Origin of the sequence: Pseudochrobactrum lubricantis, assembly GCF_041929865.1 — a bacterium.
GTDB lineage: Bacteria > Pseudomonadota > Alphaproteobacteria > Rhizobiales > Rhizobiaceae > Pseudochrobactrum > Pseudochrobactrum saccharolyticum.
The window spans coordinates 410,277-427,552 of record NZ_JBHEEE010000002.1 but is presented as its reverse complement, the minus strand read 5'-3'; the positions used below and the strand labels follow the sequence as shown (position 1 = coordinate 427,552).

Here is a 17,276-nt window from a genome sequence, read left to right as displayed (position 1 = left end):
TTACTTCCTCTTCGCTTTCTTGTCCGCACCGTGACCGTAATAGGTACGGGTTGGAGCGAATTCACCGAACTTGTGTCCGACCATTTCTTCGGAGATGGACACAGGAATGTGTTTATTACCGTTGTATACACCAAAGGTCAGGCCAACAAACTGCGGCAGGATCGTGGAGCGACGGCTCCAGATCTTGATGACCTCATTACGACCGCCGGAGCGTACCTTCTCAGCCTTCTTGAGAAGATAGCCGTCAATAAACGGTCCTTTCCAAACTGAACGAGCCACTTTAGACTACCTCTCTTATTTCTTACGCTGATGACGCGAACGCATGATGAATTTGTCCGTCGCCTTGTTCGAGCGTGTCTTCTTGCCCTTCGTAGGTTTGCCCCACGGAGTAACAGGATGACGACCACCCGAGGTACGACCTTCACCACCACCGTGTGGGTGATCAACCGGGTTCATGGCAACGCCGCGTACGTGTGGACGCTTACCGCGCCATACGGAACGACCGGCTTTACCGTCGTTGGTGTTGCCGTGATCCGGATTGGATACAGCGCCAACAGTTGCGAGACAACCGGAATGTACCAGACGCTGTTCACCGGAGTTCAGGCGAAGGATCGCCATGCCCTGGTCACGGCCAACGAGCTGTGCATAGGTACCGGCCGAGCGAGCGATCTGACCGCCCTTGCCTGGCTTCATTTCCACGTTGTGGATGATGGTACCAACCGGCATCGCACCGAGTGGCATCGCGTTACCTGGCTTAACGTCAACCTGTGCGCCGGAGATAACCTTGTCGCCGACAGCAAGACGCTGTGGTGCCAGGATGTAGCTCAGCTCACCGTCTTCGTAGCGGATCAGCGCGATGAATGCGGTACGGTTTGGATCGTATTCCAGACGCTCAACAGTAGCGGACACATCGTGTTTCGTACGCTTGAAATCAATAAAGCGATACGTACGCTTGTGACCACCGCCCTGATAGCGAACAGTGATACGACCGGTGTTGTTACGACCGCCCTTTTTAGTCAAACCTTCGGTCAATGCTTTGACCGGCTTGCCTTTGAAGAGCTCCGAACGATCCACGATGACCAGCTGACGCTGGCCAGGAGTGATCGGGTTAAAGTGCTTGAGTGCCATTGTCTTTACTCCACGGCCTCTCAGAGACCAGTCGAAACGTCGATGCTCTGGCCTTCAGCCAAAGTTACGATCGCTTTCTTGACATCGCTCTGGCGCCCAACAATACCGCGGAAACGCTTCACTTTGCCTTTACGCACAGTGGTGTTCACAGCTGTAACTTTCACGCCGAAAAGCGCTTCTACTGCAGCTTTGATCTCTGGTTTCGTGGCCTTGCGGGCTACGTTAAAGACGATCTGGTTAAATTCGGAAACCATGGTCGACTTTTCGGTAATGACCGGGCTAACGATCACATCATAGTGACGAAGATCTGTCATTTGAAACGCTCCTCGAGGGCTTCGACAGCTGCCTTGGAAAGGACGAGCTTGCCACGGCGAAGAATGTCGTAAACGTTGATGCCCTGTACCGGCAGCACATCAATATTCGGGATATTGGATGCAGCCAGCTTGAAGTTGGCGTCGATTTCCGAACCACCGATCAGCAGTGCGTTTTCCAGACCGAGATTAGCAAACTGGCTTACCAGCAGCTTGGTCTTGGCTTCTGCAGCTGCCAGATCATCAATGATGATCAGATCAGAGGCTTTAACCTTAGCCGAAAGGGCGTGACGCAGAGCCAGAGCACGAACCTTCTTAGGAAGATCATGTGCATGGCTGCGGGCTACAGGGCCATGAGCCTTACCACCGCCACGGAACTGTGGTGCACGAGCGGAATGGTGACGGGCGCGGCCGGTACCCTTCTGCTTGTACATTTTTGCACCGGTACGTGCAACTTCACCACGGGTCAGAGTCTGGTGGGTACCCTGCTGACGGCGAGCGAGCTGCCAAAGGACAACGCGCTGAAGGATGTCATCGCGCGGCTCAAGACCGAAGATTTCTTCGGACAGCTGCACTTTACCGGCATCCTTGCCTTCAAGTGTTGTAATTGTGAGATCCATTATTCGGCTCCCTCAGTCGCTGCAGGTTCTGCAACCGCAGCAGCTTCACCTTTAGCTTGGCGCAGGCCAGCTGGCTTAGGAGCATTTTCTGGCAGCGATACTTTTACAGCATCACGAACATAGATCCATGCACCCTTGGAACCAGGAACAGCACCGCGAACAAGGATCAGGCCGCGATCGAGGTCGGTAGAAACGACTTCAATATTCTGCGTGGTTACACGGGTCTGACCCATGTGACCGGCCATTTTCTTGCCTTTAAATACTTTACCTGGATCCTGACGCTGACCGGTCGAACCATGGGCACGGTGGGATACCGAGTTACCATGAGTTGCGCGGCCGCCGCCGAAGTTGTGACGCTTCATAACACCGGCAAAACCTTTACCGATTGTTGTACCTGTAACGTCAACTTTCTGACCGGCTACAAAATGCTCAGCAGTGATTTCTGCGCCTACATCCAGAAGATTGTCTTCTGAAACGCGGAATTCAGCTACTTTCGCTTTCGGTTCAACTTCAGCCTTCGCGAAGTGACCGCGCAGAGCCTTGGTCGTGTTCTTCACCTTGGCCAATCCTACGCCAAGCTGTACGGCTGTGTAGCCGTTTTTTTCTACTGTGCGCTGAGCTACAACGTGGCAGTTCTCCATGCGGAGTACTGTCACCGGTACATGCTCGCCAGCGTCTGTATAAACGCGGGTCATGCCCAGCTTTTGTGCAATAACACCTGAACGCATCGGTTCGTTCCTTCCGTCCTCAAGCCTTACAGCTTGATCTCGACATCAACACCAGCCGACAGATCCAGCTTCATCAGCGCATCTACAGTCTGTGGGGTTGGGTCAACGATATCGAGAAGACGCTTATGAGTGCGCATCTCGAACTGCTCGCGGCTCTTCTTATCGATGTGCGGCGACCGGTTAACTGTGAACTTTTCGATCCGTGTTGGCAGAGGGATCGGTCCGCGCACATTGGCACCGGTACGCTTGGCAGTCGACACGATTTCGCGGGTCGAAGCGTCAAGGATCCGATGGTCAAACGCCTTAAGGCGAATGCGGATATTTTGACCGTTCATTTGATTTGTTCCTTATTACGCGGGACGTTTGGCTTTGAAGATGATTTTAAACCACCAAACCAAACGCCCTGCACAAATCTATTATTCGATGATCGAAGCGACGATACCTGCACCAACGGTGCGGCCACCTTCACGGATCGCGAAACGGAGTTTTTCTTCCATAGCGATTGGCACGATCAGCGCAACATCAACAGTTACGTTGTCGCCCGGCATAACCATTTCCACGCCTTCTGGCAAGGTCACAATACCGGTTACGTCAGTTGTACGGAAGTAGAACTGCGGACGGTAGTTTGTGAAGAATGGTGTATGACGGCCACCTTCGTCTTTGGTCAGAATATAAGCTTCTGCCTTGAACTTGGTGTGTGGCTTAACCGAACCTGGCTTGCAGAGAACCTGACCACGTTCAACGTCATCACGACCTACACCGCGAACCAGTGCACCGATGTTGTCGCCAGCCTGGCCCTGATCGAGCAGCTTGCGGAACATTTCAACGCCGGTAACAGTTGTCTTGCCGGTAGCTTTGATACCAACGATTTCAACTTCTTCACCAACTTTAACGATACCGCGTTCTACACGACCGGTAACAACTGTACCACGGCCGGAGATCGAGAATACGTCTTCGATTGGCATCAGGAACGGCTGGTCAACAGGACGTTCTGGAGTTGGGATGTAAGCATCAACAGCGGCCATCAGTTCACGAACTGCATCTTCACCGATTGTCTTGTTGCTGTCTTCCAGAGCTGCCAGAGCCGAACCCTTAACAACTGGAATATCATCGCCTGGGAAGTCGTATTTCGACAGAAGTTCACGAACTTCCATTTCTACGAGTTCGAGCAGCTCAGCATCGTCAACCTGATCAACTTTGTTCAGGAACACAACGATTGCAGGCACACCAACCTGACGAGCGAGCAGGATGTGCTCACGGGTCTGTGGCATCGGGCCGTCAGCAGCGTTAACAACCAGGATCGCGCCGTCCATCTGCGCAGCACCGGTGATCATGTTCTTAACATAGTCAGCGTGGCCTGGGCAGTCTACGTGTGCGTAGTGGCGGTTTTCTGTTTCATATTCAACGTGCGAGGTCGAAATGGTGATACCGCGGGCTTTTTCTTCCGGTGCGTTATCGATCTGGTCGTAAGCGCGGAAGTCACCAAAGAATTTGGTGATTGCAGCTGTCAACGAGGTCTTACCATGGTCAACGTGACCGATGGTGCCGATGTTGACGTGTGGTTTAGTACGTTCAAATTTGCTCTTTGCCATCTGAGCTCTCCATAAATTTAGCCTGCTCAGGCATTCTTATTTTAACGAGCGTAAGCCAAAAGGCTTACGCAAACTTCTTCTGGATTTCTGCGGCTACTGCTGCAGGAACCGGCTCATAATGGTCGAACTGCATGGTGTACTGGGCGCGGCCCTGTGACATCGAGCGCAGGTTGTTCACGTAACCAAACATGCTGGCCAGCGGAACATTTGCGTTAACTACAGTAGCAATACCACGGGCTTCAGTACCGGAAATCTGACCACGACGGGAATTCAGATCGCCAATAACGTCACCAACGTAATCCTCAGGAGTCACGACTTCGACCTTCATGATCGGTTCGAGCAACTGAGCACCAGCTTTCTGTGCACCTTCACGGAATGCTGCACGGGCAGCGATTTCGAAGGCCAGAACAGACGAGTCAACATCGTGGTATGCACCATCGATAAGGGTCGCCTTAACACCGAGCATCGGGAAGCCTGCCAGAGGACCTGCACCCATAACGCTTTCGATACCCTTCTGAACGCCCGGGATGTATTCCTTAGGAACAGCACCACCAACGATCTTGGAATCGAAGATGAAGTCATCACCTTCATGCGGCTCAAATACGATCTTAACACGAGCGAACTGACCGGAACCACCGGACTGTTTCTTATGTGTATAGTCGATTTCAGCTTTACGGGTGATGCTTTCACGATAGGCAACCTGCGGCTGACCAATGTTAGCTTCAACCTTGAACTCACGACGCATACGGTCAACCAGAATGTCGAGGTGAAGTTCACCCATACCGGCAATAATGGTCTGACCGGATTCTTCGTCCGACTTAACGCGGAATGAAGGATCTTCAGCAGCCAGACGGTTCAGGGCGATACCCATCTTTTCCTGGTCAGCTTTGGTCTTTGGTTCAATCGCGATTTCGATAACCGGATCAGGGAATTCCATACGTTCCAGAATAACAGGCTTCAGCGGATCGCAGAGCGTGTCACCGGTTGTGGTTTCCTTGAGGCCAGCCAGAGCAACGATGTCACCGGCAAATGCTTCTTCGATATCTTCACGGGAGTTCGAGTGCATCTGCAGCATACGGCCGATACGTTCGCGCTTGCCCTTAACAGTGTTTTCGAGAGAAACACCCTTGGTCAGCTTACCCGAGTAAATACGTGCGAAGGTCAGAGAACCAACGAACGGATCGTTCATGATCTTGAATGCGAGCAGAGAAAGCGGAGCTTCATCTGAAGATTCACGGGTTGTTTCTGTTTCAGTCTTTACGTCGATACCTTTAATCGCAGGCACTTCGTTAGGAGCTGGCAGATAGTCAACAACTGCATCCAGAACAGGCTGAATGCCCTTGTTCTTGAACGCGGTGCTGCAAAGCACCGGATGGAACTGAACAGCAATTGTACCCTTACGGATCAGTGCACGCAGCTCATCATTGGTTGGCAGAGTGCCTTCCAGATAAGCTTCCATTGCAGCTTCATCGATTTCAACAGCAGTTTCGATCAGCTTTTCGCGATATTCTTCTGCTTTTGCCTGAAGGTCAGCAGGAATTTCACCAACCTGCGTCGGAGCGCCGATTGAGCCATCCCATGTCAGGGCCTTCATCTCAACGAGATCGATCACACCGCCGAATTCGTTTTCAGCACCGATTGGCAGCTGAATAACGAGAGCAGTCGCACCCAGACGGGTTTTGATCATTTCTACGCAGCGATAGAAATCCGCACCGATCTTGTCCATTTTATTGACAAGAACCATACGTGGTACGTGGTATTTTTCAGCCTGACGCCATACAGTTTCAGTCTGCGGCTCTACACCGGCGTTAGCATCGAGAAGTGCGATCGCACCGTCGAGAACGCGCAGGGAACGCTCAACTTCAATCGTGAAGTCAACGTGACCAGGAGTATCGATGATGTTGAAGCGACGCTTCTTGCCATCACGGCCTTCCCAGAATGTGGTGGTCGCAGCAGAAGTAATCGTGATACCACGTTCCTGCTCCTGCTCCATCCAGTCCATTGTGGAGGCGCCGTCGTGCGTTTCACCGATTTTATGGTTCTTACCTGTGTAGAACAGGATACGCTCAGTCGTTGTCGTTTTACCGGCATCGATGTGCGCCATAATACCGAAATTACGGTAGTCTTCGATTTTATATTCGCGGGCCATAATATTTGCTCTTTGAATAGAGTTCGACGATTACCAGCGGTAATGCGAGAATGCGCGGTTAGCTTCAGCCATACGGTGCGTATCTTCACGCTTCTTAACAGCCGAACCACGGTTGTTTGCAGCATCAAGCAATTCGCCGGACAGACGATCAATCATCGTTGTTTCGTTGCGGTTGCGAGCGGCATTGATCAGCCAGCGGATTGCCAGCGCCTGACGACGGTCAGGGCGAACATCAACAGGAACCTGATAAGTCGCACCACCAACTCGGCGGGAGCGCACTTCCACATGCGGCGCAACATTGTCGAGCGCCTGATGGAACATCACCAGACCATCCTGCTTAGCTTTCGCTTCAACAGAATCCAGAGCACCGTAAACGATGGACTCTGCAACAGATTTCTTACCATGAAGCATGATTGCGTTCATGAATTTGGTCACAACCAGATCACCAAACTTTGGATCCGGATTGATTTCACGCTTTTCAGCACTGTGACGACGGGACATATTTGTCTCTTTAATTACATCGGGCTCAACTCACCTGAGGATCAGGTGGCCGGTATCCCCGGAAAATTATTATTTAGGACGCTTAGCACCATACAGCGAACGACGCTGCTTACGGTTTTTAACACCCTGGGTATCGAGCACACCACGGATGATGTGGTAACGCACACCCGGCAAATCCTTGACGCGGCCGCCGCGGATCATAACTACCGAATGTTCCTGAAGGTTGTGACCTTCACCCGGAATATAACCAATAACTTCAAAGCCGTTGGTCAGACGAATCTTTGCTACTTTACGCAGCGCCGAGTTCGGCTTTTTCGGGGTTGTTGTATAAACGCGGGTACATACGCCGCGCTTCTGTGGGTTTGCCTGCAGAGCAGGAACCTTATTACGCTTAACCTGCGCCTGGCGAGGTTTGCGGATCAGCTGGTTTACGGTAGGCATTGAACCTTCCTCTACTAAATAAACTCGTATCTTTTGCCCAAATGGGCCGTTTCACCGTTATGCATATGCACAAAATCGGACATTGTGCCAACGCTAGCGCTGGCATGCCCGAACAAAAGCAGAGGAAGTTACCTTCATGCGAACGGCAATTTGCATTTTAGATCGTAAAACGAACCCTGTTTGAGACAAACTCCAGAGTATGTCACTCCGGAACAGCCAGCCTCACATCGGCTCAGATGGTGTGCTGATACGCTTAAAGGCGCGTTTCGTCAAGACCGGCAGCGGAGTTTTCTGATTTATGACAGACAAATCGGAATTTCATCCCTCAAAAGCGGGTAATTTTGTCTGAAATTGCATCACTTGTTATGCAAATCACATAAAATACCGGCAGAATCCTTATCCGACTGTCCTTTTGGATGATTATCTTTTATGCAGACAGTCTGATTCAGCCGTTTCAGGCCCTGATACAGGGCAAGTTTAACCGGAAATTAAGGAATGCCCCGTGTCAGACACAAATCCCGATTCGAATGAAGTGTTTCTCATTATTGCAGATGCATGGAAGGACGGCGAGAGCGATCCCGTCAATGTCCACATCCTGTTGAAATCGGAACCGGAAGAAGATGTCATTCAGGCAACTTTGGAAATCCTTGCCAATGAAGGTTTTGCTGAAGCCGAAATTACCGAAATCGGTACATTGACCGAGCAGCCGGAAGAAGAACCATATCTGAGCGGTTACAATACCGCCCTCTCCGGTCAGGTTGCGATGATCGAGTTTGACGGCTCTCATGAAGATGATGAAGACGAAGAATAATCGTATCTCATCTTACTTATGATAAAGCGCCGCTTCATGCGGCGCTTTTTTTATGAACAGTTTCTCCTGCTCCCATACAAAAAAGGCCACCCGAAGGTGGCCTTTTTCATTTCTTATAATGTCGGATTATTCCGCTGCATTATTGGTCATATCGACCAGCATTGCATTTGCAGCATCCGCACCGGAAGTTTTGCGGCGCTCATCGATAATCAGATCATCGCGGGCTGTCGCAATACGACGGATCTGGCTCATCATACCGCCGGTACCGGCAGGGATCAGACGACCAACAATCACGTTTTCCTTCAGACCCTGCAGCGTATCCATCTTACCGGCAACTGCCGCTTCGGTCAGAACGCGGGTTGTTTCCTGGAAGGAAGCAGCCGAGATGAAGGAAGGTGTCTGCAACGATGCCTTCGTAATACCGAGCAGAACCGGCAGACCTTCAGCAGGCTTCTTGCCGTCTTCAACCAGACGATCATTAATTTCGTCAAGTTCAATACGGTCAACATGATCGCCCGGAATATAGGTGCTGTCACCGGATTCCGTGATCTCAACCTTCTGCAGCATCTGACGAACGATCACTTCGATATGCTTATCGTTGATCGTCACACCCTGCAGACGGTAGACTTCCTGAATTTCGTTCACGAGGTAAGAAGCAAGTGCTTCCACGCCCTTGATCGCCAGAATGTCATGCGGCGCAGGATTACCGTCAAGAATATAGTCACCCTTTTCGATCGCATCGCCATCCTGAAGATGGAAAGGCTTGCCTTTAGGGATCAGATATTCAACCGGCTCCAGATTATGGTCATTCGGTTCAATAATGATGCGGCGCTTGTTCTTGTAATCGCGGCCGAAACGGATTGTACCATCAACTTCAGCGATGATCGCATGATCCTTCGGACGACGAGCTTCGAACAGTTCAGCCACGCGTGGCAGACCACCGGTAATATCCTTGGTCTTCGCGCTTTCCATAGGCAGACGGGCAATCACGTCACCGACGCGAACCGTTGCACCTGGCTCAACCGAGAGAATGGTCTCAACGGAGAGCTGGAAGCGGGCTTCACCACCCTTCGACAGTTTCGCAACTTTGCCGTTCTTGTCTTTAACAACAAGAGCAGGCTTCAGATCCGAACCGCGCGGGGTCGAACGCCAGTCAATAACAACGCGCTTGGTGATACCGGTGGATTCATCGGTGTTTTCAGCAACCGACAGACCGTCAACCATATCTTCAAACTCAATCACACCTTCAACTTCGGTGATGATCGGACGGGTATACGGATCCCACTCGGCCAGACGCTGACCGCGTTTCACTGCATCACCGTCATCGACGAACAGGCGCGAACCATAGGTTACACGATGGCTTGCACGTTCCTTGCCGGATGCATCCATGATGAGAACGGCCATGTTACGACCCATAACCACCAGATGACCGTCGGAATTGCGAACCACATTGCGGTTACGCAGTGCAACAGTACCTTCATAGGAAGCTTCCAGATAGGAGCTGTCCACAACCTGCGCTGTACCACCAAGGTGGAACGTACGCATGGTCAGCTGGGTACCAGGCTCACCGATCGACTGCGCAGCGATAACACCGACAGCTTCACCTTTGTTCACCGGAGTACCGCGTGCAAGGTCACGACCATAGCACTTGCCGCACACGCCGGAGCGGGTGAGACAGGTCAGAGCCGAACGGATACGAACGGTCTGGATACCGGCTTTTTCGATCACTTCCACATGACGCTCTTCGATCATGTCGCCGGAAGCAACAATCAGCTCACCCGTAACCGGATGATTGATGTCGTCCAGAGCAACACGGCCCAGAATACGCATGCCGAGCGACGCCACGATCTGACCCGCATCAACGATCGGGTTCATTGTCAGACCAACGGTTGCACCGCAATCCGGTTCAGAAATGATCGCATCCTGCGCAACGTCAACGAGACGGCGTGTCAGATAACCGGAGTTAGCGGTTTTCAGAGCCGTATCGGCCAGACCCTTACGCGCACCGTGTGTCGAGTTGAAGTACTCGTTCACGGTCAGACCTTCTTTAAAGTTCGAGATAATCGGTGTTTCGATAATCTCGCCCGAAGGCTTGGCCATCAGACCGCGCATACCGCCGAGCTGACGCATCTGCGAAGGCGAACCACGGGCACCGGAGTGCGACATCATATAGATGGAGTTCATCTGCTTCTGACGACCGGTTTCCGGATCGAATTCAACAGCCTTAATGCGGGCCATCATTTCGTCGGCGATCTTGTCAGTCGCTTTACCCCAGGCATCAACAACCTTGTTGTACTTTTCGCCCTGAGTGATCAGACCGTCATTGTACTGCTGTTCATATTCCTTGGCCAAAGCTTCTGTATCGGCAACGATTTTCGCCTTGGCATCAGGAATGACCATGTCATCCTTACCGAAGGAAATACCGGCACGGCAGGCATGGGCAAAGCCGAGCTGCATCACGCGGTCACAGAAAATCACTGTCTCTTTCTGGCCGCAATGACGGTAAACCAGATCGATCATCTTGGAGATGTTCTTCTTGGTCATTTCCTGATTGCAGATATCGAAAGGAACATTGGCGTTCTTCGGCAGCAATTCACCGAGGATCAGACGACCCGGTGTTGTGTCAAAGAGTTTCGATACAGGCTTGCCTTCCGCATCAACAGATTTGAAACGGCCTTTGATCTTGGTGTGCAGTGTAACGGTTTTGGTTTCCAGCGCATGCTGCAATTCACCCATATCGGCGAAGACCATGCCCTGACCAGGTTCGTTTTCAGCAACGATCGACAGGTAATAGAGGCCGAGAACCATATCCTGCGACGGCACGATGATCGGAAGACCGTTTGCCGGATGCAGAATGTTGTTGGTCGACATCATCAGAACGCGTGCTTCGAGCTGTGCTTCAAGCGACAGCGGCACGTGAACAGCCATCTGGTCACCGTCGAAGTCCGCGTTAAACGCAGTACAAACGAGCGGGTGCAGCTGAATTGCCTTACCTTCGATCAGCGTTGGTTCGAAAGCCTGAATACCAAGACGGTGCAGCGTCGGCGCGCGGTTAAGCAGAACCGGATGCTCGCGGATAACCTCATCAAGGATATCCCAAACTTCCGGACGTTCTTTTTCAACCAGCTTCTTCGCCTGCTTAACAGTCGAGGAGAAGCCCTTGGCGTCAAGACGTGCGTAGATAAACGGCTTGAACAGTTCCAGAGCCATTTTCTTCGGCAGACCGCACTGGTGCAGTTTCAGCTCAGGACCGGTCACGATAACCGAACGACCGGAATAGTCGACGCGCTTACCGAGAAGGTTCTGACGGAAACGACCCTGCTTACCTTTCAGCATATCCGAAAGTGACTTCAGCGGACGCTTATTCGCACCGGTAATGGTACGACCGCGACGGCCGTTATCGAACAGCGCGTCAACAGCTTCCTGCAGCATACGCTTTTCGTTACGGATAATGATGCCAGGCGCACGAAGCTCCATCAGGCGCTTCAGACGGTTGTTACGGTTGATCACGCGACGGTAAAGGTCGTTCAGATCGGAAGTCGCAAAGCGACCGCCATCCAGCGGCACTAACGGGCGCAGATCCGGCGGGATCACCGGAACGATCTTCATGATCATCCACTCAGGACGGTTACCGGATTCCATGAAGTTCTCAACGATTTTGAGACGCTTCATCAGCTTCTTGGTCTTCAGTTCCGAAGTGGTTTCGGCCAGATCGGTGCGCAGCTGCACAGCAATCTTTTCGAGTTCCATTGTCGCCAGAAGATCATAGATCGCTTCCGCACCGATCAGCGCTGTGAACTGGTCTTCACCGAATTCATCAACAGCGATCATATATTCTTCTTCCGAAAGCAGCTGATGCTCTTTCAGGGAAGTCAGGCCGGGTTCTGTTACGATGTAGTTTTCGAAATACAGAACGCGTTCGATATCCTTCAGCGTCATATCAAGCAATGTGCCGATACGCGAAGGAAGCGACTTCAGGAACCAGATATGGGCAACAGGAGCAGCCAGTTCGATATGGCCCATGCGCTCACGGCGCACGCGTGACAGCGTTACTTCAACGCCGCACTTCTCACAGATAATGCCCTTGTATTTCATGCGCTTGTACTTGCCGCACAGGCACTCATAGTCCTTGATCGGGCCGAAGATACGGGCACAGAACAGACCATCGCGTTCAGGTTTGAACGTACGGTAGTTGATCGTTTCTGGCTTTTTGATCTCGCCGTATGACCAGGACAGAATCTTCTCAGGGCTGGCAATCGAAATCCGGATGGAATCGAATGTCTGCACCGGAGCCTGAGGATTGAAAAGATTCATGACCTCTTGGTTCATGCCGTTCTCCTTAGGGCATCATGCTTCACAAAAGTTGGCCTACTTCGCGACAGCATCATGCGTTTGAATCTAAATGCAGAGCAGTATCCGGCACAGGCTTTAGCGCCCTGATACTCTCTGACGGGCAATTGCCCTAATCTGCGCAACGGCCAGACACAGCGCCTGAAACCGTCATTCTTTCAAAACATACTGCCGAATAATGGCAATAATGGCGTGGCGCGGAAAACCGCGTCACGCCTTTGTTTTTACTCTGCTGCGTCAGGCAGCTCTGTCGGCGCTACCAGGTCGCGTGTATCGTCGAGTTCGACATTCAGACCAAGCGAACGCATTTCCTTCACGAGAACGTTGAAGCTCTCCGGAATACCCGCTTCGAATGTATCGTCACCACGAACAATCGCTTCATAAACCTTGGTACGTCCTGCCACGTCATCAGACTTGATGGTGAGCATTTCCTGCAGCGTGTAAGCTGCACCATAGGCTTCAAGCGCCCAGACTTCCATTTCACCGAAGCGCTGACCACCGAACTGCGCCTTACCACCCAGCGGCTGCTGTGTGACGAGCGAGTAAGGTCCGATCGAACGGGCGTGGATCTTATCATCAACCAGGTGGTGCAGTTTGAGCATATAAATATAGCCCATTGTCACCTGACGATCAAAAGGTTCGCCTGTACGGCCGTCATAGAGCGTCGACTGACCGGAAGTTGCCAAACCTGCATCGGCAAGCATCGCATTGATGTCTGCTTCAACAGCACCGTCAAAGACCGGTGTTGCAATCGACACACCGCGCTTCACCTGATCTGCAAGCATGAGGACACTGTCGTCATCATAAGAGCGAACCGGTTCGTTACGGTCATTGTCCGGATAGATATGTTCCAGAGTGTCGCGCAGCGGCTGGATATTTGCGGTCTCTTTATAGACCTCGATCAGTTGCCCGATCTTCTTACCCATACCGGCACATGCCCAGCCCAGATGTGTTTCCAGAATCTGGCCCACATTCATACGGGACGGCACACCCAGAGGGTTAAGCACGATGTCCGCATGGGTACCATCTTCTAGGAACGGCATATCTTCTACTGGCAGAATGCGGGAAACCACACCCTTGTTACCGTGACGGCCGGCCATCTTGTCGCCTGGCTGGATCTTGCGCTTAACAGCAACAAAGACCTTAACCATCTTCATGACGCCCGGAGCCATTTCGTCGCCGCGCTGAACCTTTTCGACCTTATCCATGAAGCGTGTTTCAAGCAGCTTCTTGGATGCGTCATACTGGTTGCGCAGAGCTTCGAGTTCGCTCTGGCTCTTTTCGTCTTCAACGGCAAACTGCCACCACTGGGAACGCGGATATTCAGTCAGGATATCGCGGTTAACCGCAACGCCCTTCTTGAAGCCCTTAGGACCCGCAGCAGTAATCTTACCTTCCAGCATATCTGCCAGACGACCATAGGTGTTACGGTCAAGGATAGACTGTTCGTCGTCGCGGTCTTTTGCCAGACGTTCGATTTCTTCACGCTCAATCGCCATTGCGCGTTCATCTTTTTCAACGCCGTGGCGGTTGAAAACACGAACTTCCACAACAGTACCGTATGTTCCCGGAGGCATACGCATTGAGGTGTCACGGACGTCAGAAGCCTTTTCACCAAAGATAGCGCGCAGAAGCTTTTCTTCCGGCGTCATCGGGCTTTCACCCTTTGGTGTGATCTTACCGACGAGAATATCGCCAGGATGAACTTCGGCACCGATGTAGACAATACCGGCTTCGTCGAGGTTCTTCAGTGCTTCTTCCGAAACGTTCGGAATATCACGTGTGATTTCCTCAGGTCCGAGCTTGGTATCACGGGCAGCAACTTCGAATTCTTCGATATGAATCGAAGTGAACACGTCATCCGAAACAATCTTTTCAGAAAGCAGGATGGAGTCTTCGTAGTTGTAGCCGTTCCAAGGCATGAACGCGACGAGCACGTTACGGCCAAGAGCCAGATCACCCAGATCGGTCGACGGACCATCAGCAATGATGTCGCCCTTCCCTACACGGTCACCAACGCGCACAAGCGGACGCTGATTGATGCAGGTGCTCTGGTTGGAGCGCTGGAACTTCATCAGACGGTAAATGTCAACGCCGGACTTCGAAGGATCGAGGTCTTCAGTTGCACGGATAACGATACGTGTCGCATCCACCTGATCAACAATACCGCCGCGGCGTGCACCAATAGCAGCACCGGAGTCACGGGCAACAATCGGCTCCATACCGGTACCGACAAACGGCGCTTCCGCACGTACCAGAGGCACGGCCTGACGCTGCATGTTCGAGCCCATCAGAGCGCGGTTGGCGTCGTCGTTTTCCAGGAACGGAATAAGCGCGGCAGCAACAGAAACCAGCTGCTTCGGCGAAACGTCCATCAGATCCACGTTTTCACGCGGCGCCATCAGAACTTCACCGGCATGACGCGAAATTACGAATTCTTCAACGAATTCACCATTTTCGCCCACTTCAGCATTGGCCTGAGCAACATAGTGCTTGGCTTCTTCCATAGCGGAAAGATAAACGACTTCATTGGTGATCTTACCGTCGATAATTTTACGGTAAGGGCTTTCAATGAAACCATATTTGTTGACGCGCGCAAAAGTTGCGAGCGAGTTGATCAGACCGATATTCGGACCTTCCGGTGTTTCAATCGGGCAGATACGGCCGTAATGGGTCGGATGAACGTCGCGGACTTCAAAGCCTGCGCGTTCACGGGTCAGACCGCCAGGTCCGAGAGCCGACAGACGACGTTTATGAGTGATTTCAGACAGCGGGTTGGTCTGATCCATAAACTGCGACAGCTGCGAGGAACCGAAGAATTCGCGAACAGCGGCAGCAGCCGGCTTCGCATTAATCAGATCCTGCGGCATGACTGTATCGATTTCGATCGAGGACATACGTTCCTTGATCGCACGTTCCATACGCAGCAGACCGACGCGGTACTGATTTTCCATCAGCTCGCCAACGGAACGCACACGACGGTTGCCGAGATTGTCGATATCGTCGATTTCGCCCTTGCCGTCACGCAGCTCAACGAGCGTCTTGATAACAGCCAGGATGTCGTCTTTGCGCAGAACACGAACAGTGTCCGCTGCATCGAGGTCAAGACGCATATTCATCTTAACACGACCAACAGCCGACAGATCGTAACGTTCTGAATCAAACAGCAGCGATTCAAACATCGCTTCTGCGGAATCCATTGTCGGAGGCTCACCCGGACGCATCACGCGATAGATGTCGAACAGCGCATCCTGACGGGACTGGTTCTTGTCAGCAGCCAGCGTATTGCGGATGTAAGCACCCACATTCACATGGTCGATATCAAGAATATTGATCTCGTTGCCACCGGTTTCGAGCAGAATCTTCAGAGTCTTTTCGTCAATTTCATCACCGGCTTCGAGATAAATCTCACCGGTTGCATAGTTGACGATATCCTCTGCCAGATAGGAACCGAGCAGATCATCATCCGTCGCACGGATCGCCTTAACGCCCTTCTCCGCGATCTGCTTGGCAGCGCGCGCAGTCAGCTTACGGCCGCTTTCAGCAACAACTTCACCGGTATCAGCATCGAGCATATCGCCGATGATTTTCATACCTTTGAAGCGGTCAGCCGAATACGGAATACGCCAGTTTTCGCCGTCACGTGTATAAGGGACAGCGTTATAGAAGGTCGAAAGAATTTCTTCACCGTCCATACCCAGCGCCATCAATAGCGATGTGGTAGGGATCTTACGGCGACGGTCGATACGTGCGTATACGATATCCTTGGCATCGAATTCGATATCGAGCCAGGAACCGCGATACGGGATCACGCGCGCAGCGAACAAGAGCTTGCCCGAAGAATGGGTTTTACCCTTATCATGGTCAAAGAACACACCAGGCGAACGGTGCATCTGCGAAACGATAACACGCTCCGTACCATTGACGATAAAGGTACCATTGTCGGTCATGAGCGGCATATCGCCCATATAGACATCCTGTTCCTTGATGTCTTTAATGGACTTTGCGCCTGTATCTTCGTCAATATCAAAAACGATAAGACGCAGTGTCACTTTCAGCGGTGCTGAATAGGTCAGATCACGCTGGCGGCACTCATCCACATCGAACTTTGGCGCGTCGAATTCGTATTTGACGAATTCGAGCATAGAGGCCCCGGAAAAATCCGAGATCGGAAACACCGACTTAAAAACAGCCTGCAAACCTTCGTCAGGACGTCCACCCTTAGGTTCATCGACCATAAGGAACTGGTCATAGGATGCCTTCTGAACCTCAATGAGGTTCGGCATCTGGGCGACTTCTGGAATCTTGCCGAAAAATTTGCGTACGCGCTTACGACCGTTAAAAGAGTGGGTCTGAGCCATCGTCGCTCCTCGTTCTGTGCCTTACGGCGTTCTGAGCCCGTGGGAATACCAGGGCCTGTTGCTTGCCGTCTTACGACGGTCCTATGAACGGGTCAAAACCCGTTTCCTGACAGCTGCTCTTCTGTCAGGAAAAGGGTTTGTAACCGTTTGAACTATAAAATCTGCCACGTATCATGAAAGACATATACAGTTCATTATGCTATCCATTTTTGTTTGTCACCTAAAATCAGGCGCTTACAAAAAACGTCCGCTCATAAGCGGAAAACGGCGGGCCGTTAAGCCCG

13 protein-coding genes are annotated in these 17,276 nt (G+C 51.9%); 1 reads left to right on the top strand and 12 read right to left on the bottom strand.

Annotation, left to right across the window (positions count from 1 at the left end):
• The 10 genes from rpsS to rpsL all read right to left on the bottom strand — a co-directional run bounded on the left by rpsS (nucleotide 1) and on the right by rpsL (nucleotide 7,470).
• Nucleotides 1-279: a 30S ribosomal protein S19 gene (gene rpsS / locus JNC80_RS06460; RefSeq protein WP_022710942.1), complete on the bottom strand. Its 279-nt coding sequence runs from the start codon at nucleotides 277-279 to the stop codon at nucleotides 1-3.
• Between the two features lie 15 nt (nucleotides 280-294).
• Nucleotides 295-1,128, bottom strand: a complete 834-nt coding sequence (gene rplB / locus JNC80_RS06455; RefSeq protein ID WP_022710941.1) for a 50S ribosomal protein L2 — start codon at nucleotides 1,126-1,128, stop codon at nucleotides 295-297.
• A 20-nt stretch (nucleotides 1,129-1,148) separates the two neighbouring features.
• A complete protein-coding gene (locus tag JNC80_RS06450) occupies nucleotides 1,149-1,442 on the bottom strand; it encodes a 50S ribosomal protein L23 (RefSeq protein ID WP_022710940.1) in 294 nt (97 codons plus the stop codon).
• Entirely contained in the window at nucleotides 1,439-2,059 is a 621-nt protein-coding gene (gene rplD, locus JNC80_RS06445; RefSeq protein ID WP_022710939.1) for a 50S ribosomal protein L4, read from the bottom strand. The genes JNC80_RS06450 and rplD overlap by 4 nt, the downstream gene beginning before the upstream one ends.
• Nucleotides 2,059-2,787, bottom strand: a complete 729-nt coding sequence (rplC, locus tag JNC80_RS06440) for a 50S ribosomal protein L3 (RefSeq protein WP_022710938.1) — start codon at nucleotides 2,785-2,787, stop codon at nucleotides 2,059-2,061. The genes rplD and rplC overlap by 1 nt, the downstream gene beginning before the upstream one ends.
• Nucleotides 2,788-2,813: 26 nt before the next feature.
• A complete protein-coding gene (gene rpsJ, locus JNC80_RS06435; RefSeq protein WP_002964363.1) occupies nucleotides 2,814-3,122 on the bottom strand; it encodes a 30S ribosomal protein S10 in 309 nt (102 codons plus the stop codon).
• Nucleotides 3,123-3,203: 81 nt separating this feature from the next.
• Nucleotides 3,204-4,379, bottom strand: coding sequence for an elongation factor Tu (gene tuf, locus JNC80_RS06430; RefSeq protein WP_022710937.1), 1,176 nt, complete (start codon nucleotides 4,377-4,379; stop codon nucleotides 3,204-3,206).
• A gap of 64 nt (nucleotides 4,380-4,443) precedes the next feature.
• Entirely contained in the window at nucleotides 4,444-6,528 is a 2,085-nt protein-coding gene (gene fusA / locus JNC80_RS06425) for an elongation factor G (protein WP_022709961.1), read from the bottom strand.
• A gap of 30 nt (nucleotides 6,529-6,558) precedes the next feature.
• The gene (gene rpsG, locus JNC80_RS06420; RefSeq protein ID WP_022709962.1) at nucleotides 6,559-7,029 is read right to left on the bottom strand and encodes a 30S ribosomal protein S7; all 471 of its coding nucleotides are present in this window, start codon (nucleotides 7,027-7,029) and stop codon (nucleotides 6,559-6,561) included.
• 69 nt (nucleotides 7,030-7,098) lie between these two features.
• On the bottom strand, nucleotides 7,099-7,470 hold the full coding sequence (rpsL, locus tag JNC80_RS06415; protein WP_022709963.1) for a 30S ribosomal protein S12: 372 nt from the start codon (nucleotides 7,468-7,470) through the stop codon (nucleotides 7,099-7,101).
• A 502-nt stretch (nucleotides 7,471-7,972) separates the two neighbouring features.
• Between rpsL and JNC80_RS06410 the strand changes: the two genes are divergently transcribed.
• The gene (locus JNC80_RS06410) at nucleotides 7,973-8,281 is read left to right on the top strand and encodes a hypothetical protein (RefSeq protein ID WP_022709964.1); all 309 of its coding nucleotides are present in this window, start codon (nucleotides 7,973-7,975) and stop codon (nucleotides 8,279-8,281) included.
• A 126-nt stretch (nucleotides 8,282-8,407) separates the two neighbouring features.
• On the opposite strand, the gene rpoC is transcribed toward JNC80_RS06410, so the two are convergent.
• A complete protein-coding gene (gene rpoC / locus JNC80_RS06405) occupies nucleotides 8,408-12,610 on the bottom strand; it encodes a DNA-directed RNA polymerase subunit beta' (RefSeq protein ID WP_376709818.1) in 4,203 nt (1,400 codons plus the stop codon).
• Between the two features lie 245 nt (nucleotides 12,611-12,855).
• A complete protein-coding gene (gene rpoB, locus JNC80_RS06400; protein WP_022709966.1) occupies nucleotides 12,856-16,992 on the bottom strand; it encodes a DNA-directed RNA polymerase subunit beta in 4,137 nt (1,378 codons plus the stop codon).
• Nucleotides 16,993-17,276: the final 284 nt, after the last annotated feature.